18 protein-coding genes are annotated in these 23,039 nt (G+C 54.2%); 11 read left to right on the top strand and 7 right to left on the bottom strand.

Going from position 1 to position 23,039, the window contains the following annotated elements; all coding sequences use genetic code 11:
- Positions 1 to 52 precede the first annotated feature (52 nt).
- From M2118_RS03680 to M2118_RS03665, 4 genes are all read left to right on the top strand, one after another.
- Positions 53 to 1,345 carry a hypothetical protein gene (locus M2118_RS03680; protein ID WP_280794587.1) on the top strand — a complete coding sequence of 431 codons (1,293 nt, stop codon included), beginning with the start codon at positions 53 to 55 and terminating at the stop codon, positions 1,343 to 1,345.
- A gap of 4 nt (positions 1,346 to 1,349) precedes the next feature.
- Positions 1,350 to 2,240 carry an ABC transporter ATP-binding protein gene (locus M2118_RS03675; protein WP_280794586.1) on the top strand — a complete coding sequence of 297 codons (891 nt, stop codon included), beginning with the start codon at positions 1,350 to 1,352 and terminating at the stop codon, positions 2,238 to 2,240.
- Positions 2,237 to 3,376 (top strand): ABC transporter permease, encoded by a 1,140-nt coding sequence (locus tag M2118_RS03670; protein ID WP_280794585.1) that lies wholly within the window; start codon positions 2,237 to 2,239, stop codon positions 3,374 to 3,376. The genes M2118_RS03675 and M2118_RS03670 overlap by 4 nt, the downstream gene beginning before the upstream one ends.
- Before the next feature lie 669 nt (positions 3,377 to 4,045).
- Positions 4,046 to 6,172, top strand: a complete 2,127-nt coding sequence (locus M2118_RS03665; RefSeq protein WP_280794584.1) for a DEAD/DEAH box helicase — start codon at positions 4,046 to 4,048, stop codon at positions 6,170 to 6,172.
- Between the two features lie 48 nt (positions 6,173 to 6,220).
- Here M2118_RS03665 and M2118_RS03660 read toward each other — a convergent pair whose 3' ends face one another.
- Both M2118_RS03660 and M2118_RS03655 read right to left on the bottom strand, forming a co-directional pair.
- On the bottom strand, positions 6,221 to 6,817 hold the full coding sequence (locus M2118_RS03660) for a DUF1349 domain-containing protein (protein WP_280794583.1): 597 nt from the start codon (positions 6,815 to 6,817) through the stop codon (positions 6,221 to 6,223).
- A 58-nt stretch (positions 6,818 to 6,875) separates the two neighbouring features.
- Positions 6,876 to 7,790 carry an EamA family transporter gene (locus M2118_RS03655; RefSeq protein ID WP_280794582.1) on the bottom strand — a complete coding sequence of 305 codons (915 nt, stop codon included), beginning with the start codon at positions 7,788 to 7,790 and terminating at the stop codon, positions 6,876 to 6,878.
- Positions 7,791 to 7,956: 166 nt separating this feature from the next.
- On the opposite strand from M2118_RS03655, the gene M2118_RS03650 reads away from it, so the two are divergent.
- Positions 7,957 to 9,978 carry an acyl-CoA dehydrogenase gene (locus tag M2118_RS03650; RefSeq protein ID WP_280794581.1) on the top strand — a complete coding sequence of 674 codons (2,022 nt, stop codon included), beginning with the start codon at positions 7,957 to 7,959 and terminating at the stop codon, positions 9,976 to 9,978.
- A gap of 73 nt (positions 9,979 to 10,051) precedes the next feature.
- Here the strand turns inward: M2118_RS03650 and M2118_RS03645 are convergent, their stop codons facing one another.
- Entirely contained in the window at positions 10,052 to 11,665 is a 1,614-nt protein-coding gene (locus M2118_RS03645; RefSeq protein WP_280794580.1) for an MFS transporter, read from the bottom strand.
- Between the two features lie 56 nt (positions 11,666 to 11,721).
- Here M2118_RS03645 and M2118_RS03640 point away from each other — a divergent pair, with 56 nt between their 5' ends.
- Positions 11,722 to 13,023, top strand: coding sequence for an Nramp family divalent metal transporter (locus M2118_RS03640; RefSeq protein WP_280794579.1), 1,302 nt, complete (start codon positions 11,722 to 11,724; stop codon positions 13,021 to 13,023).
- Here the strand turns inward: M2118_RS03640 and M2118_RS03635 are convergent.
- Entirely contained in the window at positions 13,020 to 13,235 is a 216-nt protein-coding gene (locus M2118_RS03635) for a DUF5652 family protein (RefSeq protein WP_110232646.1), read from the bottom strand. The two genes, M2118_RS03640 and M2118_RS03635, sit on opposite strands and share 4 nt — an antisense overlap.
- A gap of 60 nt (positions 13,236 to 13,295) precedes the next feature.
- Here M2118_RS03635 and M2118_RS03630 point away from each other — a divergent pair, with 60 nt between their 5' ends.
- The 5 genes from M2118_RS03630 to M2118_RS03610 all read left to right on the top strand — a co-directional run bounded on the left by M2118_RS03630 (position 13,296) and on the right by M2118_RS03610 (position 19,882).
- Entirely contained in the window at positions 13,296 to 13,946 is a 651-nt protein-coding gene (locus M2118_RS03630) for a Pr6Pr family membrane protein (RefSeq protein WP_280794578.1), read from the top strand.
- 42 nt (positions 13,947 to 13,988) lie between these two features.
- Positions 13,989 to 14,921, top strand: coding sequence for a polyphosphate kinase 2 (gene ppk2, locus M2118_RS03625; RefSeq protein ID WP_280794577.1), 933 nt, complete (start codon positions 13,989 to 13,991; stop codon positions 14,919 to 14,921).
- Positions 14,922 to 14,935: 14 nt separating this feature from the next.
- Positions 14,936 to 15,652, top strand: a complete 717-nt coding sequence (locus tag M2118_RS03620) for a dienelactone hydrolase family protein (protein WP_280794576.1) — start codon at positions 14,936 to 14,938, stop codon at positions 15,650 to 15,652.
- Positions 15,653 to 15,673: 21 nt separating this feature from the next.
- Positions 15,674 to 19,273 (top strand): methionine synthase, encoded by a 3,600-nt coding sequence (gene metH, locus M2118_RS03615; protein WP_432418376.1) that lies wholly within the window; start codon positions 15,674 to 15,676, stop codon positions 19,271 to 19,273.
- 123 nt (positions 19,274 to 19,396) lie between these two features.
- Entirely contained in the window at positions 19,397 to 19,882 is a 486-nt protein-coding gene (locus M2118_RS03610; RefSeq protein ID WP_280794575.1) for a hypothetical protein, read from the top strand.
- On the opposite strand, the gene M2118_RS03605 is transcribed toward M2118_RS03610, so the two are convergent.
- From M2118_RS03605 to M2118_RS03595, 3 genes are read right to left on the bottom strand one after another with little or no spacing between them, the layout of a single operon-like run.
- Positions 19,879 to 20,646, bottom strand: a complete 768-nt coding sequence (locus tag M2118_RS03605) for an ECF transporter S component (protein ID WP_280794574.1) — start codon at positions 20,644 to 20,646, stop codon at positions 19,879 to 19,881. The two genes, M2118_RS03610 and M2118_RS03605, sit on opposite strands and share 4 nt — an antisense overlap.
- Positions 20,643 to 22,436 carry an ATP-binding cassette domain-containing protein gene (locus M2118_RS03600; RefSeq protein ID WP_280794573.1) on the bottom strand — a complete coding sequence of 598 codons (1,794 nt, stop codon included), beginning with the start codon at positions 22,434 to 22,436 and terminating at the stop codon, positions 20,643 to 20,645. Before M2118_RS03600 ends, M2118_RS03605 begins: the two co-directional genes overlap by 4 nt.
- Positions 22,433 to 22,945, bottom strand: coding sequence for a hypothetical protein (locus M2118_RS03595; protein ID WP_110232653.1), 513 nt, complete (start codon positions 22,943 to 22,945; stop codon positions 22,433 to 22,435). Before M2118_RS03595 ends, M2118_RS03600 begins: the two co-directional genes overlap by 4 nt.
- Positions 22,946 to 23,039 lie beyond the last annotated feature (94 nt).

Genomic DNA, 23,039 nt, shown 5'->3' with positions numbered 1-23,039 from the left:
CGCGCTCATACTGCGAGATAAGTGGCGGCGCTTTTTTGGAATCAAAACCGTTTTGTCTGCGCCAAAATTTATTTCCTTTTTAGTGTTGGGGTTCGTTTTGTTTGAATGGGGGGCTTCGTACCGCTCTTTGGCTGAAAATATTGCGCTTGTCGGTATCTCGGGAATTGTTGTAGCTTTTGCGACTAGGGTGCAAGTTCAGAAGGCCACGATTATTGATTTTCTTTGCGGTATAGGGATGAGTAAGGTGGTTTTTTTGACGAGCGTCTTATTTTCGGAGTATTTATCCTTCCGTTTTGCGTTAGCTGTTTGTTTCTTTGCCGGATTTGCATCGAAGGCTCAAAGCGGTGTGGAAATATTCGCCCTAGCAAGTTTGATCTTGGCGATACCAATGATTACTTCAACAATTCAGATTGAGCAGCGATTCTCAAACAAGCAGCAAAAATCAACTCTCGTATATATTGCGTGGGCAACGATCTCGGTTGGCTGGGCAGTTTTGTTCGTGTTTGAAAAAGTCGAGAGTAGCTCTCGTGAATTTTTGAACTTCTCTTTGCTTATTTACGGTTTCGGTGCGTTTTATTTATCACTTATCTTGTTTCTACGTAGTTATACAAGCGGTTCTCGCTCGCTTGGGGCTGGTGCGTTTTCTCGAGATTATTCGAAACGGAGACGCCCAGACACTAACCCTTTTGCCGCTCGTGATGAAGCAACTCGTTGGAGATATGCGACATTTATTGAACCAGTCATCGCATTACTAATCTGTGTGCCGGTTTTTTCTTTTATCGGGTTCTCTAATCTTGCAGCTGCAGCAGTCGTAATCATTCTTTTCATTCCTATGGCGAACGCGTTGTCGCGAGAGGGGGTGGCAATTTGGCAGGTAATTACAGCAGCAAGGCATCCCATAAATGATTTCGTAAAACGGTGGAGGAAACCGGCGATTGTTGCAGTAGCTTCTGCTTTCATAGCAACTTTTTTGGTTCAGTTTCAGCCGAATGCTCCGGACCCTGTCAATTCAATAGCATTTGCAGTTTGTACTTGGGTGGTTGCAATTCCTTCAAGTACATTAGTTTCTCAGTTCAGTAGTGCAACTGATGGGCGCACTCCATATGCATTTCGTGACCAGTCTGATTTTTTCAAATTATTGATTACGCAGTTGGGATACTTACTGCTCGTCGTAGCTCCTGTTCTGGCGATAAGGGGAGTGCTGGACAACACTCCGGATATTTTTGTGTACATATTGTCATTAGCTTTCTTAGCGCTGTGGACGACAGTCATTTCGCTATTGTCGGTGCGGCGCTACCGTGTTCATTCTCAGCGATTGTTGTTAAGTCAGCTCAAGGGGGTTTAAGAAAATGGTTTCCGATCTTGCTGTTGATGCATCATTACTCAATGTCCGAATTGCTGGAACGAAAGTTCTTGATGGCTTCTCTCTCCAAGTAAAACGAGGGGAAGTAATTGCACTCCTAGGGCCCAATGGCTCTGGAAAAACTACGTTCATTCGCACGCTTCTTGGATTTTACGCAGCCGATTCAGGCACGGTACGTATACATTTCCCCAAATCAGACAACACAAACATTGGGTATTTACCCGAGGAACGCGGTTTGTATCGGAAGGAAAGCTCACTGCAGCTAGTTCGTTATTTCAGCAAACTCAAAGCTGTTTCCCGTGCTGAAGAAGTTTTTAATGCGTGGGTAACCGAGTTTCAACTCGAAGGAATTCTACCGAAACGAGTTGATCAATTATCAGGGGGACAGCAGCAACGTCTGCAGCTTGCAATAGCACTTCTCGGTAATCCATCGTTAATTATTTTGGACGAGCCGACAAAGGGATTCGATCCAATCGCGCGAGAGCTGTTACATTCCGCCATTCGTAGGCGTAGAGCAGAAGGGGCCGCAATTTTGCTTGTGTCACATGATATGGATGAGGTGGCTGTACTTGCGGATCGCATTGCGTTTCTCAACGAGGGTCAAGTTGCAATTGAGGGGTCACTGCAGAAAGTACGGCAGGCTTTTGTGTCGGAACACCGATTTCGGGTAGCACATACCGGTGAAATTCCTGAAACTACACTTTTTCGACAAGAAATCATCGGAACTGAAATTACTGATATTTTCTTCGAAATTGGATTAGCACCTCAGGAAATGTTGGCGCATTTAATCGAAATCGGGGTTCAGGTGCGGGAGTTCGAAGACAAAGCTCCTACTTTGGCAGAAATCTATACCGCTCAATATGGTGGTGCTCGGTGAAGAAATTTTTGGTGGTTTTCGGTTTTGAGCTATCACGATCCATACGTAAACCAACATTTTGGCTGGTCTCAATCTTTGTTCCGAGCATCGTGTTCGGAGTTCTGATGTTGTCTGTCTCGACATCGAAGCCAATCTCTGAAACAGGGACTATTTCGATTGGTGTGTGGGACGAATCGGGGCTACTAACGACACAGGGGCTTCAAGAGTCTTTTGTCGATATTGGAACGTTTGAGCAGGGTAAGGAACTTCTCGAGAGTAAAGATATTGAATACTTCGTGCATGTTCCGAGCGCCTTAGCAACTTCGATTGATCTGTATTCCCTACAGGGAAGTTCAAATTCCGCAAGTGTTGAATCGCAAATAAGAGGGGAGTTGCTGGAATCTGCCGGAATAGCAATCGCTGAACCGAACCTCATCGCAACTGCCTCGGGAGCGTTGACGTTTAGGCATTTGGTCGATGTCGGAGATGGATTCTCAGCAAGTCCAGTTCCCTCAGTTGCACTGCTGCTCTTTGTCGTACTTTTACTCTCATTATCTTCGGTTGTCGGGAGTTTAGGCATGAATGCCCTGGTGGAGGAAAAAGAGAACAAGGTACTAGAGGTGCTTCTGTTGGAGGTCAAGCCCCGAACATTCTTGCTAGCTAAGATGTTTGCGCTACTGATTGTTGGAGTCGTTCAGGCATTTTTATTCGCCGTTCCTTTCGTGCTCAGCCTTATATTTCTGCGAGATCAACTTGGCTTACAGGAGTTTTTCTCGTCTGATGTTGAGCCGCTTAGATGGCTAGTGGGTGCATCTTTTGCGATTAGCGGGATGGTACTAATGATGGCAATTCTGATAGCTGTAGGAGCATTTGTGGCCACAGCGAAAGAGGCGAGTCCTTTCTTTAGCGGGCTGATCATTTTATTGTTTTTGCCTGTGGCGATTGCTCAGCCTATTTTGAACGGAAGTATTTCCAGTTGGATGTATTGGCTTATATATTTTCCGATTACTGCCCCTGTCGGAGGAATCTTATTGAACGCCGCTGGGCCTATGCCTTTTGCGGAGGTCATCGGAATACTAGCTGGAATTCTTGCGCTGACTTCAATTGCACTCTTGGTAGCGATCCGCCGATTTAGTAGGAAAAATGACCAATACTAAATGGGCTGAACCTGCCGCGTGAGTTCTATCCCGGATTGTTGAAGTCTCCGGCTGGGAACTCGTACCTATGGCTATGGCAAATGTTTTACCAAGGCAAACTATTCAATATTCCTTCTAGCAAGTTAGCAATTTGCTTCTTTCCAGTAATCCGTTGTACGAGAAGCCCCGCAAGTAAAAGCACGACACTTCCTGCAACCACGTATAGAAGAAAACTTTGTATCAGCCAATCAGGCTGTATGGAGAGCATCCAAAGTTGAGCAAAAAGTCCCGTGAATATTGCTAAAAGAGCTCCACAGATTGGGATACATATGCGTTCCCACTTCTTTAGTGGCCTGTATTTTTTATTCCCGGACATAGTGATGAGCCTTTCACACACTATTGTTCAATTCAATATTTTCAGAACTCTACAGTTTCGATAAATTTAAGCAAGTTTTTGTTAAACCTTAAACTTTTTCTTGAACCTTTGCGGCATCTCCCGTATAGTCAAGAGGTCGGCTCTTGACACTGCACAGTGGTGCAGATGGGTTTGTAAGTCAGGTGGGCCGGTTCCCCAACAATCGTGTTGGTGATAGTCACTCAATGTGAATCGGTCCCGGCCATAGACTGCCCGGGTTCTTACCAGCGCGTTTGTGCGCTGTTTTGCTTTGAATCCAACCCAGAGAAAATGTCATGCCTAAGAACAAGAAACCAGCCGGCGGTCGTCCGGCTAAGAACTTTGAACCCCGCTACGGCGCGAAGAAGACCGGCGGTCCTTCCGCAGGTTCTCGCAGCCCAGGCCACCGCGGATTCCGCGCAGAGTCCACTGAGGCTCCAAGCAAGAACCGTTGGAACAGCGAAGACCGCGACGCACGTCGTGGTGCACCAGCAGGAGAGCGTCCCGCATACGGTGACCGCGCTCCTCGCGGTGATCGCTCCGAGCGTCCCGCATATGGAGATCGCGCACCTCGTGGAGATCGTCCTTCCTACGGTGACCGTAATGAACGTCCTGCATACAACCGTGGTGAGCGTTCCGAGCGCCCCTCCTACGGAGACCGCGCTCCTCGCGGAGACCGCCCATCGTATGGTGACCGTAATGAACGTCCCGCGTATAACCGTGGCGAGCGTTCTGAGCGTCCCGCCTTCAACCGTGGCGGAGACCGTCCCGCGTATGGTGACCGCACAGAGCGCCCACGCTTTGACCGCGATGCACCACGTGGCGAGCGCCCCTCCTACGGAGACCGCGCACCTCGTGGAGATCGTCCTTCTTACGGCGACCGTAATGAACGTCCGGCGTACAACCGTGGTGAGCGTTCCGAACGCCCAGCATTTAACCGCGGAGAACGCTCTGAGCGTCCTTCCTACGGTGACCGTAACGACCGTCCCGCCTACAACCGTGGCGAGCGTTCTGAACGCCCAGCTTTCGGTGATCGTGCTCCTCGTGGAGACCGCCCATCGTATGGTGATCGCAACGACCGTCCCGCACGTAACTTTGGTGGAGACCGTCCCCGTTACAACAAGGACGAAGCTCCTCGTCGTTCCGCATCAGACTTCTACCCTGCAAAGGACGAGAAGGCACGCTTCACTCCTGAAGAGGACGTCGTACTCGAGCGTCTCGAAGCTCAGGCAACCACTGCAGCTGATGTCGATGGCGTGAGTTTTGCTGACCTCGGTCTTGGTGACAACATTTGCCGTCAGCTCGCATCGATGGGTGCAGCTGCACCTTTCGCTATCCAGGCTGCAACTATCCCCGACGTTCTCGCCGGTAAGGATGTTCTTGGCCGCGGGAAGACCGGATCGGGCAAGACCATTGCCTTCGGTTCACCTGTTGTTGAGCGCCTGATGGAGAACAACGGTGGCAAGGACCGCAAGCAGGGCCGTGCTCCACGTGCCCTGATCATGGCTCCTACCCGTGAGCTCGCTATGCAGATTGACCGCACCGTGCAGCCCATTGCTCGCTCGGTTGGTCTCTTCACCACCACCATCTTTGGTGGCGTTCCTCAGCACAAGCAGGTCATGAGCCTGCGCCGTGGCGTGGACATCATCATCGCGACTCCTGGTCGTCTGGAAGACCTCGTCGAGCAGGGTCACATTGACCTCAGAAACATCACCATCACGGTGCTGGATGAGGCTGACCACATGTGCGACTTGGGCTTCCTCGAGCCCGTGCAGCGCATCCTGCGCGCCACCAAGGCAGACGGACAGCGTCTGCTGTTCTCGGCAACCTTGGACAAGGGCGTTGCCGCGATCGTGAAGGAATTCCTCAAGGATCCTGCTGTGCACGAAGTTGCTGGTGAAGACCAAGCTTCCTCGACCATTGACCACCGCGTCTTGGTTGTTGAGCACCGCGACAAGCCCATGGTGATCGAGCAGCTTGCTTCTCGTGAAGGAAAGACTCTGATCTTTGCTCGCACCCGTGCTTATGCTGAGCAGCTTGCTGACCAGCTCGAGGATGCAGGTATCCCCGCAACCAGCCTGCACGGTGACCTCAACCAGTCGCGTCGTACTCGTAACCTGCAGCTGCTCACCAGTGGCCGCGTGAACGTGCTTGTTGCAACTGACGTTGCAGCCCGCGGTATTCACGTCGATGACATTGACCTGGTTATCCAGGCCGATGCTCCAGATGAGTACAAGACCTACATGCACCGCTCCGGTCGTACCGGTCGTGCGGGAAAGCAGGGAACGGTGGTCACCATCATTCCTCGCACCCGTCAGCGTCGCATGAACGAACTCTTGGGCCGCGCAGAAATCTCTGCTGAGATGATTCCTGCACAGCCAGGTGACGAGCTGCTTGACCAGCTCGCGTCATCCAACGCTTAAGGGTTTAAGTAACAAGAACCGCATCCTTCAGGGTGCGGTTCTTGTTAGTTAATGCAGTTGATGATCGGGTTGCCCACTCGTGAGTGAGGTGAACTGAACGGTCAATCCTGCCCGGCTTGGACTGGCGAGGTGAATCCCTGCTTTCCAGGTTCGTGAGGGAGCTAGTGGCACGAGGCGAACAAGCTGCCAGTCACTTTCGCATCTGGCCCGGATGGTGAGGGCATCGCCAGATCTACTCATGCGAAGGTGAACTTCTTTATTCATCCATTCGCTTACTGGAGCAACTGACCAGTCGGATAGCCCGGACGTTACAACTGCGCCAAGCTGGGGTGACCCATCAGCGTATTCAATTCCTGCTTTGATCCAGTGCTCTTCGTCAGACCAGACCATGAGGCCAGCTTGATCAAATTGTTGGTCGTAGTTCAGAATCCAACTGACCTCGAGCGAGCTATCTTGAGGGAAGTCATTGAGCAGGGCATGCCCGCTATCGTGAATGAACCCGTATGACGTGGTTTTCCAAAAGTCACTGTGTTCCTTTGCCGTCACAAAGAACCCAGAAGAGCGTGACTCTAGTGCGAGGGGCGGGTTAAGCCATTCGCCGTCTGTGATGTCCTGAGGGTTCATGGACATAATGTTATTGCTCACAGGGCGGGACGATACGTGAAGAAACCGTTCCTTTTCACCTGATCGGTAAGACGACGAATTAGCTCAGTGCTAGAAGTCCGGCTGCAGCGAGGGCCAGCACCATGCCGAACAATTGCAGTTTGGTGATCTTCTCGCGCAGGATGACGGCGGCCAAAATGATTGTTCCTGCTGGGTACATCGCGGTCAGCACAGACATCACGCTGAGGTTTCCGGTCTGGATGCCAAAGAGCAACAGAGCATTACCGGTCGCATCGAGGATTCCACAGCCCAGCGCCAGCAGGATGCCATTCTTGTAATCAAGAACACCCTTGTCACCGACAACGAGATCAGCGCGAGGCTTACCGTCGCGACCGAGATAGCCACGCTTGTGTGCCCAGCGAATGAGAGCCATGCCTCCGACGGCACTGAACATGATCGTGATGTTCACGAAGCGGTTGAATACCAACGGGTAAACGCCGGCACCTTGTGGAACCTGATCCATCACGATCAGGAACAGGCCAATCAAGATGCCAGAAATAGACGCAAAGATGATTCCACGTAGGCGAGGCTTGACGGCTTCCTTCTCGAGGGTAAATGCCACCAACACGATGGCGATGGCTCCAATGCCCAGTGCGAGATAACCAAACCATGCCAAGGTTTCACCGGCGATAAAGATTGCCCACAGCACAGGGAAGATAGCGGAGATGAGAGCGCCCAGGGGAGAGAGGATACTCATCGGACCAATGGCAAGCGCTGCATAGAGAAGCAAGATCGCGAGTGAACCACAGACGCCAGAAATGAGACCCCAGAACACTGTTTCAGGAGTGACTTCGCCGGGAACAAAAAGGTTCAGACCGAACAAGACAAATAAGCCCACCACGCCAGCAACACCCGTTGCCAGGAATGCACCCATGCGCTTGGAGGCCATTCCACCGAGGAAGTCGCCGCTGCCAAAGACGAGGGCGCCGGAGAGGCCAAAGAGGACGGTGAGCATTGTTCCAGCCTAAGTGTTTCCTGTGAGCATCGGTACGGAAACAACAAACAAAACAGGGCTTGCGCCCTGTTGGTTGTAGAAGCTCCACACAGGTGTTGCTCAGTGAGTTGTGGTGAGGTGCAATAAGTCTGGAGTTGTAGATATTCACCTCGAAAGGTTCCACATCATGTCAGTCATCGACAAAATTGAGACAGAAAACGAGTCAGCGACCGTTGACCGCACATTTCTGGAGCGTTTTTTGCTCGGTAAATGGGCAGATATTCGTCTCGCTTCGCGTGAACTAGCCGGACGGCCTGAAATGCAGGGCATTCCCGGACTTTCCCGGGATGAACACCGTGCCAGGGCGTTGGAACAATTGAAGCTTCTGGTGCAGAACGGTCAGGTCAACCTCTCCTTCCCTGTTGAGTTTGGTGGAAAGGCCGATCATGGCGGAAACCTGGCAGCTTTCCAGGAGTTGGTCGTCGCCGACCCCTCTATGCAGATTAAGTCCGGCGTCCAGTGGGGCCTCTTTGCTGCAGCCATCCTGCACCTCGGCACCAAGACCCACCACGAACTGTGGCTTCCTTCGGCGATTAGCTTAGAAACCCCAGGCGTCTATGCCATGACGGAAACCGGTCACGGCTCTGATGTGTCCTCCATTGCCACCACGGCAACCTTTGATGTGGATTCCCAGGACTGGGTGATCAATACACCATTCCGTGGTGCATGGAAGGACTACCTCGGCAACGCTGCCGTTCACGGCAAGGCAGCTGTGGTCTTTGCTCAGCTGATTACCAAGGGAGTGAACCATGGTGTTCACGCGTTCTATGTTCCTCTTCGTGATCACGACGGAAACTTCTTCCCCGGAATCGGTGGCGAAGACGACGGGCTCAAGGGTGGATTGAACGGCATTGATAATGGCAGACTTCACTTTGACCACGTTCGTGTTCCACGAACCAACCTGCTCAACCGCTACGGCGATGTTGCTGAAGACGGTACCTACACCTCGCCTATTGCCAGCCCAGGCCGTCGTTTCTTCACGATGCTGGGCACGCTGGTGCAGGGACGCGTATCTCTCGACGGAGCTGCAGTAAATGCCTCCAAACTCGCTCTGCAAATTGCCGTGACCTATGGCAACGAACGACGCCAGTTTGGCCAGGCAGGTCACGGCGAGACGGTGTTGATGGACTACCAACGCCACCAGCGCCGTTTGATTCCACTCATTGCCACGACCTATGCACAGGCCTTCTCGCAGGAAGTACTTCTGGAGAAGTTCGATTCCGTGTTCAGCGGGGCAGATGACACGGACGAGAACCGTCAGGACCTCGAAACCCTCGCAGCAGCTTTGAAGCCACTCTCCACCTGGCATGCACTCAACACTCTGCAGGAAACACGTGAAGCATGTGGTGGTCAAGGATTCTTGGCCGAGAACAGATTGACGGCACTACGTGCAGACCTAGACATCTATGTCACCTTCGAAGGGGACAACAATGTACTTCTTCAGCTGGTGGCCAAGCGTTTGCTCACTGATTACAGCCGCAAGTTCAAGGACGCCGACACGGGCACCCTTGCCCGCCTCATGATGGAACAGGTAACTGAACGTGCTGTCACGGGCTCAGGACTTCGACGACTCGGACAGAACGTGCACGACCGTGGTTCAACTGCACGTGCCGTCAATGAACTGCGCGATCCTGAAGTTCAGCACGAACTGCTCACTGATCGCGTCGAGACCATGATTGCGGAAATAGCACTTGACCTTCGCGATGCGAAGAAGAGCGGGACAGAAGCTGCCGTGTTCAACGAGAAGCAGAGTCAACTCATTGAGGCAGCTTCCGCTCACGGCCACCTGCTGCAGTGGGAAGCCTTCACTGAGGCCCTCACACGAATCGAAGATGAGGGAACAAAGCAGGTGTTGACCTGGGTTCGTGACCTCTTTGGACTCCACGTCATTGAGCAGAACCTTGCCTGGTATTTGATCAAGGGACGTCTGTCAGCGCAGCGTGCAGAGGCCGTTACTGCTTACGTTGACCGCTTGATCACACGCTTGCGCACACACGCTCAAGATTTGGTTGATGCGTTTGGGTATGGCCCCGAACACCTCCGCGCTGAGATTGCCACCGGCATTGAAGGCATTCGTCAAGAAGAAGCACGCCACTATTTTGAAAAGCTTGCCGCCAGCGGTCAAGCGCCCGTTCCAGAAAAGCATTAGACACACCTCGCCTCCAAGCACGACAGAGCCGGCCCCCTATTGGGGGCCGGCTCTGTCGTTTGAGTGAAGTTACTTAGATGACGTGAGCGTCTCCGTCTTCGTGGAGCTTCTCTACTTCTTCCTTGCGGGTTGCCCCGAGTGAAAGAGTGGCGAGGAAGCCCAAGCCGAGGAAGCCAGCCGCTGCGAATGCGCCATAGCGAGTTCCATCAGAGATGGCTACCTTGGCAGCAGTTGCGATGGGTTGGGTCGCGGGGTTCTGCTCGAGACCGATAATCGCGCCACCAGCGCTGTCAACGACCGAGTCCACAATCTGAGTGACCTGTGCTGCAGGCAGCTTCTCATCGGTGAGCTTCTGGGTGAGCTCAACCTGGACGGAGGTGAACAAGATTGTTCCCAGCACAGCAATACCAAGAGCCGATCCAAGCTGACGAGCGGTGCTCTGCGTTCCAGATGCCTGACCAGATTCTTGAACAGGAACATCCTTGAGCACGACGTTGGTCAGCTGCGCGGTGGCCAGGCCAACACCCATTCCATAGACGAAGAGCCAGGGAACAACGTTGATCCAGCTTGCCTCTGGGCTGATGGCAAATCCAACACCGGCAACACCAACGATTTCGAGCAAGATACCGAGGCGAACCATGGCAACGGGTGAAACCTTGCCGGAAAGTCCACCAGCAAGACCGGAAGCTACGAATGCTCCACCGGCAAGACCGAGGAGAACGAAACCGGTCTGGAGAGCGTCATAACCAATAACGAACTGCAGCCACAGTGGCAGTGACAAGATGATGCCGAATTCGCCTAAAGCGATAACCATCGCCGCAATGTTTCCGTTACGGAACGAGGCGATGCCGAACAGTTTGAATGCGATGAGGGCTGGTTTGCCCTTCTTCAGGCGGGCTGCTCCGTGAGTAATGAACAGGGTGGTCGCCAGAACGAAGACCAAGAACATCACGGGGATGATGGACACCTTGCCAGGCCAGGTCCAGTCGCCCACGGTGAAGGGCTTGTTGACTTCCCACCAACCGTAAGTGCGACCTTCGATGAGACCAAAGACCAGGGTTGACATGGCGATGACAGAGTACACAGCACCAAGCCAGTCGATGCGACCGTTGTTTCCGTCTTCCTTGGATTCGGGAACGGTGAGCAACGCACCAATGATGATGATGATGCCGATAGGGATGTTGATTCCGAAAGCCCAGCGCCATGAGTAGTCCGTGGTGAGCCAGCCACCGAGGAGGGGGCCAACGGCCACCATTCCACCAATGGTGGAACCCCAGATGGCGAATGCGATGCCACGCTCTTTGCCCTGGAAGTTGGCGTTGACCAAAGACAAGGTGGTGGGCAGAACCATCGCGCCACCGAAGCCCTGAAGCACACGTGCTGCGATGAGCAGGTTGCCATCTTCGGAGAATCCGGCAATCACCGAAGAGATGACGAAGATTGTCATACCGATAATAAGCAGGCGGCGACGTCCGAAGCGGTCAGACAGTGCGCCGAATACCAAAATCAGTGCAGCGAAGACAAGTGTGTAGGACTCCTGAACCCACTGCACCTGGGTGCTGGTGATTCCGAGGTCTTCAATGATTGAAGGAATCGACACATTGATAATGGTCGAGTCGACGATGATGAGCGAGACAGCAAGGCTGATAAACAGCAGGCCGAACCAACGTGTGCGGGGAGAAGTCATTGTTTCAATCGACTCTCGAGTAGTCGGCGTAGGCTGGAGCACGGAGGGAGTTCTTCATGACTATTCGTGATGCTGAGATCGCTGAACCTGAAGAGGCACCCTCTCAGCACCACCCCAGAAGAAATCTCGTCAGGGGTCGCGGCTATTTCCGCAGACTCGGGCCCGGCATCGTTACCGGTGCCGCAGATGATGATCCTTCGGGCATTGGCACCTATTCTCAGGTTGGTGCTGCAACAGGGTATCGACTGCTGTGGAGTGCACCACTGTTACTTCCTTTGGCGTTTGCCGTGCAGGAAGCGTGCGCCCGAATTGCCTTAGTTACTGGTCATGGTCTGGCGGGGGTCATCAAGGCTCGTATGCCCAGGCCCATTCTCTATTTGTGTTTGGTCTTGGTCGTGGTGGCCAACACGGTGAACATCGCTGCGGATCTAGGTTCGATGTCCGCTGCGCTCCAGCTCCTTGTTCCCGTCCCCCAATTTGCGGGAGTGATTCTCTTTGCTGTCGTCATCGTGGTGGCCGAAGTTTTTGTTCCTTATCACCGCTATGCCAAGATTTTGCGCTGGTTGTGCCTGTCGCTCTTGGCGTATTTCGCGGTCATGTTTGTTGCCCATGTTGACTGGGCTCAGGTTGGCAGTGACCTCCTTATTCCGCAGTTTGAGTGGTCAAAGGGAGACATCGCACTGCTCATCGCTATTGCGGGAACCACCATTTCTCCCTACTTGTTCTTCTGGCAGTCCGCCGAGGAAGTAGAAGAGCGACGCAACACTGCGAACTATCGTGTCTCGAAGGTTCACATTCAAGCCATGCGCGGCGATGTGTTTGCAGGCATGGCCACTGGGGTCTTCGCAATGGCCGCCATCATGATTACCGCTGCCGCGACCCTGCACAAGAACGGTGTCACGAACATTCAGACCGCAGAACAAGCAGCACAGGCTCTTGTTCCTATCGCTGGTGATTACGCTGGAGTGCTGTTTTTATTAGGCATCTTAGGAACAGGATTGCTCAGCGTCCCTGTTCTTGCTGGAGCCAGCTCCTATGCCATGGCGGAGACTTTTGGATGGCGTGAAAGTTTAGAGAAGCGCCCCAGCCAAGCACGTGCTTTTTATGCCGTGATCTTCTTGTCGATCGTGGTGGGGCTCACCCTCAACTTGGTGGGGTTGAACCCGATGCAGTTCCTCATCATTGCCGCAATTACGAATGGTTTGGCAGCACCGATCCTGATGGCAGTGATTTGGTGGATTGCTTCGGATGAGAAATTACTCGGGAAGTGGAAGAGCCCGCTGTGGTCGAGAATTCTTCTGGGTATCGCCACAATTGCTATGGCATTGCTGCCTCTTTTGTGGCTATTGGCGCCCTAGTCCTTCTTGCGCTTGCTGAAAACGAAGAGGTAGAGGATCTCGAGGATTCCTGCGGTGTTCAGAATGAACAGCACCACGAACCAGGGCACCGACTTCAGAGAGCCAGCGCGATAGAGGGCAAAAGCTTTCCACACGTAGCTCCATAGAAACAGCAAAGCAAGTAGGGCGAATACTCCGGGCTGTTCTGCGAGAAGACCTTGATCTGTGTTCATGACTTAATTCTATGAACTCAAACCTGTTAGTGCGCTGAATGAGGTGCTAACGTCATGCTCGTGAGCTCAACGTCACGCAAAATCACTGCCCTTGTCCGCTGGGGAATTTCTGCATGGGTTTTGGCAGCAATTGTGACCCAAATCTGGTCCGAAGTGGCTAATGATGCTTTCTATCCTGAGAAGTACTTCAGCTACTTCACTATCCAGTCCAGCCTGATCAACATCGTCGCCTTTGCTGTCGGTGGCTACTTGGCGTGGACCACGGTTCGAGACAGCAGACTCTTCACCATCGTTCGAGTCTCGGTGTTCTCCTATGCCATCGTGACCGGTGTTGTTTATAACGTGCTGCTGCGCAACATCCCTTCCGAAGGCTATGAACCACCTGCCTGGTGTAACGAAAGCACCCATGTGTGGGTTCCAATCGTGATCGTGCTGGAGTGGCTGTTTTCCTCCGGTCGAATTGCCCTGCGGATTCGAGCAATGTGGTGGGCGCTGGTGTATCCATTGGGCTGGGTTGGCTTCACCGTGATCCGCGGAATGATCACCGGTTGGTGGCCTTACCCCTTCCTCGAGCCTGACGGCCCCAACGGTGTCGGTGGAGTTGTTGCCTACATTCTGGGTATCGCCACCTTCATGTCGATCAATGCCTTCATTGCACTGGTGATTGCCCGAGTGTGGGCCAAACTGCGCAAGCAACCGCTTCACCCCTAATCGGGTTACCAACTGTTTACCCTCGAGACCTAGGCTGAAAACATGAGCCCTAACAGCGATGGCACCATGGACACCGCCGAAATCCTCAAGGCCGGTTTCACTGCCGAGGATCTCCTTGACGACGATGCCCCCACGACCCTCGCTGAGGATGACGCGTGGCGTCAGGGCTTTCCCTATGACACCAAGCTGACGCGCAAAGAGTATGACCATCGCAAGCACGTGTTGCAGGTTGAGCTGCTCAAGCTCCAGGTATGGATCAAGGAAACAGGCCAGCGCGTCATCATTGTGTTTGAAGGCCGCGATGCCGCCGGCAAGGGTGGAACTATCAAGCGTTTCATGGAACACATGAACCCTCGTGGTGCGAGGGTTGTGGCTTTGGAGAAGCCCACCGAGCGCGAACGCAGCCAGTGGTATTTCCAGCGTTATGTTGAACACCTGCCCGCTGCAGGTGAGCTCGTCATGTTTGACCGCTCTTGGTATAACCGTGCTGGTGTTGAACGTGTGATGGGTTACTGCACGGATGAGCAGTATGACGAGTTCATTCGCTCCACCCCTGAGTTTGAGCGCATGCTCGCTCAGTCAGGTATCAAGATTTTCAAGTTCTGGTTCTCGGTTGGAGAAGCTGAGCAGCGTCGACGCTTCCTTGAGCGTCGCACGGACCCCGTCAAGCGCTGGAAACTTTCCCCCACAGACCTCGCCTCCTTGGACAAGTGGGATGAATACACCGAAGCCAAAGAAGCAATGTTCCAGGCCACTGACACAGACGTTGCTCCGTGGACCGTGGTGAAGTCGAATGACAAGAAGCGTGCTCGTCTTGAAGCCATGAAATGGGTGCTCAACTCTTTCGATTACGACGGCAAAGACGCCAGCGTGATTGGCCCCACCGATTCACTCGTGATCGGCAGTCCCGATGAGGTTTATGACCAAGGCGAGACGCCCACCACCGCTATCCCTGTGGTCAAGAAGCTGCGCTAGTTATGGTGCATGACGTGGAGCTGAAAGAAATCAGCATCCCACTCGAAGGTGACGATGAGCTCCGCGGTGTGCTCGCCGTTCCTGCTGGGAAAGGCCCCTTCCCTGCAGTGGTGATGGTGCACGAGGTTTTCGGAATCGACGAGTCGATGCGCTCGCAGATTACCCGGATGGCCAGTGCGGGCTATTTGGTGCTGATGCCTGATCTCTTTAGCCGGGGCGGCATGCGCAAATGCCTCAAGGCAACCTTCCGTGCACTCGTGGATGGAACGGGACAGGCTTACGTCGACGTGGAGGCGGCCAAGCAGCTGTTGCTCTCCCGCCCCGATTGCAGTGGCAAGGTGGGTGTCGTGGGCTTCTGCATGGGTGGCGGCTTCGCACTTCAACTTGTGAGCAAGGGCTATGACGCTGCTGCCGTGAACTACGGTCAAGCAGCCAAAGACCTTGATACCCAATTGGTGGGGTCGTGCCCGATTGTTGCCAGCTTCGGTGGCAAGGATTTATCCCTCAAGGGTGCTGGTCCCAAACTCGAAGCGGCGTTAACTCAGGCAGGTATTCCTCATGATGTGAAGGTGTACCCGGAAGCATCCCACGCGTTTATGAACCCTACGCAAGCAGGGCCCAAGGCGCTGCGCCCGCTGATGAATACTGTTGTGGGGTTCAAGCCCCGTCCTGTTGAGGCTGCCGATGCGTGGTCACGCATCGAGGCTTTCTTCGGCGAACATCTGGCTTGAACTGAACGGTAAACTTCAGGGGTGTCTATTCCTGTGATTCCGCCACGTTCCCAAGCACTTCTTACCGCGCTCTCTGAAAGAGTCGTGATTGCAGACGGCGCCATGGGCACCATGTTGCAGGATCAAAACCCCAGCATGGAGGACTTCCAGCAGCTTGAGGGTTGTAACGAGATCCTCAACATCAGCCGACCTGACATTGTGGCTTCAGTACACGATGCTTATTTTGACGCAGGCATTGATTGCGTCGAGACCAACACCTTCGGTGCGAACTGGTCCAACCTGGGTGATTACGGTATTGAAGATCGCATCACTGAACTTGCTCAAGCAGGCGCTGAGATTGCTCGCGCCAGTGCCGAGAAGTTTGAAGCTCAAGATGGCCGCATGCGCTGGGTATTGGGCTCAATGGGTCCTGGAACCAAGCTCCCCAGCCTGGGCCACACAACTTATGCTCACCTCAAGGCCACCTTCGCGGAGCAGGCCGTTGGCCTCATCCGCGGTGGTGCAGATGCATTCCTCATTGAAACATCGCAGGACCTGCTGCAGACCAAGTCTGCCGTCAATGGGTGCAAGCAAGCCATCGAAGAAGAGGGCATCAAGCTCCCCATCTTTGTCGAGGTAACGGTCGAAACTACCGGAACCATGTTGATGGGTTCCGAAATCGGTGCCGCTCTGACCACTCTCGAGCCACTCGGTATTGACATGATCGGCTTGAACTGCGCCACTGGCCCTGCCGAGATGAGCGAGCACCTGCGCCAGCTCTCCAAGTACTCGACCGTGCCCATCATGGTGATGCCCAACGCCGGTCTTCCTGAGCTCACTGCAGATGGTGCGAGGTACCCGCTCGGCCCCGAAGAGCTCGCAACTGCGCACGAACAGTTTGTGAAAGAGTTTGGCCTCGCTCTTGTCGGCGGCTGCTGTGGCACAACCCCCGCCCACCTCAAGGCAGTAGTTGACCGCGTCGGTGGCATGAAGCTCACTCCCCGCACACCTGAGCACGACGCTGGTGTGGCCAGCCTGTACCAACACGTTCCGTTCACCCAAGACAATGCGTTCCTCGCTATCGGTGAGCGCACGAATGCCAACGGTTCCAGGGCATTCCGCGAAGCCATGCTCGAAAGCCGTTGGGATGACTGTGTAGATATAGCACGTCAGCAGGTTCGCGATGGCGCTCACCTTCTTGACGTATGTGTTGACTATGTCGGCCGCGATGGCACCGATGACGCCCGCGAAATCGTGTCACGATTCGCGAGTGCGTCTACGCTGCCTCTCGTGATGGACTCCACTGAGCCTGCGGTGCTTCAAGCCGGTATGGAACTCATCGGTGGTCGTCCGGTGATCAACTCCGTGAACTTCGAAGACGGCGATGGCCCCACCTCTCGATTCGGGCGCATCATGCCGTTGGTGAAAGAACACGGCGCTGCCGTCATCGCCCTCACCATCGATGAAGAAGGCCAAGCCAGAACTACTGCGGACAAGGTTCGCATCGCGAGCCGCTTGGTTGACACCCTGGTCGACGAATGGGGAATGCGCGTCGATGACATCATCGTGGATGCCCTGACCTTCCCCATTGCCACCGGCCAGGAAGAAACCCGCCGCGACGCTATCGAGACCATTGAGGCTATTCGTCAGATCAACGCGAAATACCCGGGAATCCACACCACTCTGGGTGTTTCTAACGTTTCCTTCGGCTTAAACCCCGCTTCGCGTGCGGTGCTGAACTCGGTCTTCATCCACGAAGCAGTCGAGGCTGGCCTCGACTCGGCCATCGTGGACGCAGCAAAGATTGTTCCTTTGGCCTCTATTCCAGAAGACCAGCGCAAAGTTGCTTTGGACTTGGTCTGGGATCGTCGTGAATACGATACCGATGGCAACGTCACCTATGACCCTCTCTCCACCATGCTCGACTTGTTCGATGGCGTGGACTCTGCCAGCCTCAAGGACGCCCGTGCGGCTGAACTCTCAGCACTTCCTGTGGGAGAACGCCTCGAACGCCGCATTATTGACGGCGAGGGTAAAGGCCTGGAAGAAGACCTCGACCTCGCCCGTGCGAATGGCGTGAGTCCGCTCCAGATCATCAACGACCACCTCCTCGCCGGCATGAAGGTTGTGGGTGAGCGCTTTGGTAGCGGAGAAATGCAGCTGCCGTTCGTTCTCCAATCAGCAGAGGTGATGAAAACCGCTGTTGCACTTCTCGAACCCCACATGGAGAAGAGCGACGAAGCCGGCAAGGGAACGATTGTCCTGGCAACAGTCCGCGGTGATGTGCACGACATTGGTAAGAACTTGGTCGACATCATCCTGACCAACAACGGTTACGACGTCATCAACATCGGCATCAAGAAGACCATCAACGAGATCATTCAGGCCGCTGAAGAGAACAATGCTGATGTCATCGGCATGAGTGGTCTTCTTGTGAAGAGCACCGTCGTGATGAAAGAAAACCTCGAGGAGCTCCAAAACCGTGGCCTGGGCACCAAGTGGCCCGTTATTCTCGGTGGCGCTGCCTTGACCCGCACCTTCGTGGAAGATGACCTCACCTCGGTATTCAATGGCACCGTGCGCTACGCGCGCGATGCTTTTGAAGGTCTGGCACTGATGGAACCACTTGTGGCAATTGCTCGTGGCGCAGATCCTGACTCTGTGGGTCTGCCAGCACTGAAGAAGCGCATCCACAAGAAGAGCTTGCTCGAGGTTACCGAGCCCGAGAACATGCCAGCACGCTCTGATGTGGCACTCGATAACGCTGTTCCCACCCCACCTTTCTGGGGAACTCGCATTGTGAAGGGCATCGCCCTTGCTGATTACGCCGCTTTCTTGGATGAACGTGCCACTTTCATGGGTCAGTGGGGCCTCAAGCCCAGCCGTGCTGATGATGGTGCCAGCTATGAGGAGCTCGTGGAGACCGAAGGTCGACCACGTCTGCGCTACTGGCTCGACCGCATCTTGGCCGAGGGCATCATGGATGCCTCAGTTGTCTATGGCTACTTCCCTGCAGTGTCTGAAGGTGATGACCTTGTCATCCTCAACCACGGTGATGACCCGGAAGGAATTCTGGGCCGACCAGGCCTTTTAGCACCAGATGGTGGCTCGGCAGACCTGCCAGGTGGGGGAGCGATTGGCACCAATCGCCTGCGCTTCACCTTCCCGCGTCAGCGCCGTGATCGTCACCTATGCCTGTCCGACTTCGTCAAGTCACGTGAAAGTGGCCAGATTGACGTGGTGGGCTTCCAATTGGTCACCGTGGGTGCCACGGTGGACACTTTCACGACCAAGATGTTTGCCGAGAACTCCTACCGCGACTACATGGAGCTCAATGGCCTCGCCATGCAGCTCACCGAGGCATTGGCTGAGTTCTGGCACTCGCGTACCCGTGAAGAACTGGGATACAAGGCCGAAGATCCCGAAGATCTTGCCGGAATGTTCAAGTTGGACTACCGCGGAGCCCGTTTCTCCCTTGGATACCCTGCTTGCCCCGACATGGAAGACCGAAAGAAGGTTGTGGAGCTACTGCGCCCTGAGCGTGTGGGAGTAGTTCTCTCTGAAGAACTCCAGCTTCACCCCGAGCAGTCCACTGATGCCTTGGTCTTCCACCACCCCGAGGCTAAATACTTCTCCGTTTAGCCCACTCAGACGATTATTCGTTAAGACAGCCCGAAAGGGCTGTTTTGTGTGCCCACAAACACAATTACAAATTTGTACATAAAAAATATACAAATTTATGTACACATTTGATAACCTAGCAACGTGTGGTACTCAAATCCCGATGTCATCGTCAGCGTGGCCGATGCACGTGAGAACTTTTCCAAGATTCTGAAGACATTTCGGGCAGATCCGAATGCACTTCCCGTGGTTTTGGGTGCACACCGTAAGCCTGAGGCGGTCATTGTTCCCTATAAGGAATACATGGCTGGCCGCAGGGTGCTCCTGGGTGGATCAGGCAATGTGAGTATGGAAGCCCTCGGAGAGATGAGCGATGTGTTGCACAAGCTCGCTGCCATGAACAACATTGATGAACTCGCCATCTTTGGGCCGGCCCTGACAGATTCTCTGGGTGAAGATGACGCTCTGGACATGTTGGTTGGACCTAACCCAAGCGCTACCTACTTTGATCTGGTGCAGTTTGCTACCGAAATGGAACTTGTTCTACGCAGATTCGTCAACGTGGTGAACCGCGATGGATTACACCCCATCGCTGACGCTCACACACTTGAAGAAGCGGTCTATATCTAGAGCTTTGCTCTACGGAGTGCTTTCAGCGCAGGAACACCTATGAGTGCAAGGCCAATGCCGGTGGTCAATGCCCGCACAGTGTCCCAGGTGAGGGTGGATGTCACCAGGGTGTAAATCCCGAAGCGACTGAGGTTATCTGGCAGGGAACCTGCGGGGAGATAACTAATGGACGTCTCCGGTCCAACACCAAAGGGCCAGAACCACAGGTTCATCAGTGCCCCGAAGAGATATGACGCAATAACACCGTAAGCAATGAGCCACATAATCTCTCTGCGTCGAGCTGCCTTGTCAGCAACACCGGTGATGCGCCCTGGAATCAAGCCAGCTCCGGCGCCAACCCAACCCGCTGCAAACATCTGGAATGCGGTCCAGGGGCCAAAACCGCCCCACAATATAGATGACAGCGCGATGGTGAGCATTCCAAGCAGGAATCCAAACCTGGCACCATACGCTCGTCCACCCAGAATCAGAATGATGAAGACGGCTTCGAAACCGCCCACTCCGGTGCTGGCAATACGAACAGCCGCTCCCACGGCGGCAAGCAGTCCAAGAAGTGCCAATGTCTTCGAGCTAGAAACAGCACCATCCAGTAGCAACGAAATAACCACGATCAATGCAGGAACGAGCGCAAACACCACAACAGGAACAGCAGCCTGAGCCTGCTGGGGAAGAGCCGTGGCAAAGAGTGGCCATGCGAATGCACTCGCGGCAAGGATTGTCGCGAGAATGACAAAACCATTCTTGACGTTGAGGCGTTCAATCATGCGGTCACCTCGTCTGAAACAAGAACACCCTCACGAATCGCAAGAACACGGCAACCCAGGTCTGAAACAAAAGCCTCATCGTGGGAAGCAAAGAGGACGGCAGTTCCTGTCTCGGCAACACAGCGCAGGACTTCTGCCATGGCTTCACGTGAAATAGCATCAAGTCCGCGGGTAGGTTCATCGATGAGAATAACCTGAGGCTTCCATGCCAGTTGAAGTGCAATAGCCAATGCCACTTGGGTTCCTGCAGACAAATCACGGGGATGAACGCTGAGTAACTCAGGAGATTCTTCGGTCGCAAGGATAGACCAGAAGGTCATTGCGGTGAGTCCGCTGTGTTTGTGGTCAGCAAGTGAATCAGCTCGAGAAAGCTCCTCTTCGAGGGTCTCTGTAATGAAGAGGGAGCTCACGTTCTCGGGAACAAGACGGCAGATGCTCTGCGAGGGAGCTTTAGCAGCCAAGGCATGGAGCAAGCTCGACTTTCCCACTCCGTTGGCACCGGTGATAGCGAGCACCTCACCAACATGGAGTGAGAGCGAAACATCTTGAACAAGTTCACGGCTGCCCTGGACAACGGAAAAGTTGCTCACCTGGAAGATCTCATCTGATCCCACAACAGGAAGTGAACGGGCAGGCAGCGTGTCCACATCCGAACCCCATTGGCCTGAACACACCTCGCCAGAACTCACCGAAAGCCACTGTGGTGTGAGGCGTTCGAGTTCGGAGGTGTGGTGCTCTGCCATCACGATGGTGAGTTGTTCTAACTTCTGGAGCTCGGCGAGAAGAGCAACTAACTCAGCTCGAGCGTCCCGGTCTAGATCAGCAAGAGGTTCATCCAGAAGAAGGATGCGGGGGTGCAATGCCAGTGCTGCAGCGATGGCAACGCGGGTTGCCTCTCCCGCAGAAAGTATTTCAATGGGCTGGTCAGCGTAGGCCTCCAGAGAGAACTGAGCGATAAGCTCCTCAGCACGATTAGAGGCTTCAGCTGTGGTGTGGCCACTGACGCGTAGGCCGAACTCCAGCTCCTCACGAGCAGTAGCGGCGGCAAAACTGAGACGAACGTCTTGGCCAACATACCCAATCAACCCTGCGGTGAGGCGAGGAGGAGTGAGGTTGCGATCAATCACACCCACGGTGAGTGTTCCTGTGTTCTGACCGTTGTGGAAGTGCTGGCTGAGGCCAGCAATGCTCTCGAGAACTGCAGTCTTGCCCGACCCGGTCTGTCCGGTGAGAACAGTGATCTCACCTGCAGGGATGGTGAGGGTGACGTCAGTCAGGACGGTCTTGTTGCCGTAACGAAGTGTGAAGTGATCTAGTTCGATCGAAGCCGAATCATTCACTGACGCTGGCTTGCCTGCCCCAAAGCCACGCAGATCCATGGCGGCTGCCAGAGCAACAGCTCGCTCAATGGTGTGCTCCAGAAGTGGAACAAGGAAAGCTGAACGAGATCGAACACCACGGAGTGTGCGAGCTGTGCCCAGCAGTTTGACCTGATGAATCAGGGTGGGGTAGCTGGACAGTGCAATAGCGAGTGCTGTTCCGATGGAGCGGCCATAACGCAGCGCTGACATCGCAGGCAGTAGCTTCCGCACATCCACCAGCGCGCTAAGGAAACCACAGACCACGATGACGAGGGCAAAAGGAACAGCAAGACTTGCTGCTTGTCCAATGGCCTGCCAGCTGAAACTTCCGAAGACCAGCCGGTAGACAATGCGCAACAGGATGAAAACAGCAGCAAACGTCAGGCTCACCCAGAAGGGAGCCCAACGTCCGCGGCTGTGAGAGATCATTCGACTACAGGAGTAGGAGTGCTGTCGCCGGTGGTGAAGACGAGACCAAGGGACTCGCCCTTCTTAACCGTGAGGTCGCCAAGCCCAGCCTGGGCGTAGTCCCACGAGGCAGCGTCAGAGCTCTTCTGCCAGAGTGCCCAGTAGGCGTAAGCAGGTGGCATATCTGCGCAGCTCTCCGTGAACTCGGCCTGTCCCTCCACCACAACAGGTTCGGTGGGTGAAGGCAGACCATTCACGCGGCAGACAATGGCATCGCCATAGGTGGCAGTGCCTTCCGTGGAGAAACCAGCGTCGTGGACAACATCAATAGCTTTGGCGGAAGAACCCGTAATCTCGATGCACTGCGAGCTGTTGGTGCCATCGAGGATGCCGAAGTTCACCACAACTTCAACACCGTCGCATGATGCTGTGGTGCTAGTGGCTTCTGTTGTGGTTGCAGCACAACCAGCAAGCAGAAAAGAGGTTGCTGCAACAAGAGCAACAGCAGAGCGAGCGCGGAATAGTTTCATTTCTTCTCCAGAGGTTTCACAATGATGTGCGCAGCTGGAGGCTTCCGAGATGTGCGCGGTAGTGCAAGTTTATCCCGAGTACTGGCAAGAGCCA

Source organism: Aurantimicrobium minutum (genome assembly GCF_029892845.1).
Lineage (GTDB): Bacteria > Actinomycetota > Actinomycetes > Actinomycetales > Microbacteriaceae > Aurantimicrobium > Aurantimicrobium minutum_B.
This window is presented reverse-complemented; position numbering and strand designations above follow the sequence as displayed.

Excerpts from the sequence above, each read along its gene's own strand:
- M2118_RS03675 (WP_280794586.1), top strand. The coding sequence starts at position 1,350 with ATGGTTTCCGATCTTGCTGTTGATGCATCATTACTCAATGTCCGAATT.
- M2118_RS03665 (WP_280794584.1), top strand. The coding sequence starts at position 4,046 with ATGCCTAAGAACAAGAAACCAGCCGGCGGTCGTCCGGCTAAGAACTTT.
- M2118_RS03655 (WP_280794582.1), bottom strand. The coding sequence starts at position 7,790 with ATGCTCACCGTCCTCTTTGGCCTCTCCGGCGCCCTCGTCTTTGGCAGC.
- M2118_RS03650 (WP_280794581.1), top strand. The coding sequence starts at position 7,957 with ATGTCAGTCATCGACAAAATTGAGACAGAAAACGAGTCAGCGACCGTT.
- M2118_RS03645 (WP_280794580.1), bottom strand. The coding sequence starts at position 11,665 with ATGACTTCTCCCCGCACACGTTGGTTCGGCCTGCTGTTTATCAGCCTT.
- M2118_RS03640 (WP_280794579.1), top strand. The coding sequence starts at position 11,722 with ATGACTATTCGTGATGCTGAGATCGCTGAACCTGAAGAGGCACCCTCT.
- M2118_RS03635 (WP_110232646.1), bottom strand. The coding sequence starts at position 13,235 with ATGAACACAGATCAAGGTCTTCTCGCAGAACAGCCCGGAGTATTCGCC.
- ppk2 (WP_280794577.1), top strand. The coding sequence starts at position 13,989 with ATGAGCCCTAACAGCGATGGCACCATGGACACCGCCGAAATCCTCAAG.
- M2118_RS03605 (WP_280794574.1), bottom strand. The coding sequence starts at position 20,646 with ATGATTGAACGCCTCAACGTCAAGAATGGTTTTGTCATTCTCGCGACA.
- M2118_RS03600 (WP_280794573.1), bottom strand. The coding sequence starts at position 22,436 with ATGATCTCTCACAGCCGCGGACGTTGGGCTCCCTTCTGGGTGAGCCTG.
- M2118_RS03595 (WP_110232653.1), bottom strand. The coding sequence starts at position 22,945 with ATGAAACTATTCCGCGCTCGCTCTGCTGTTGCTCTTGTTGCAGCAACC.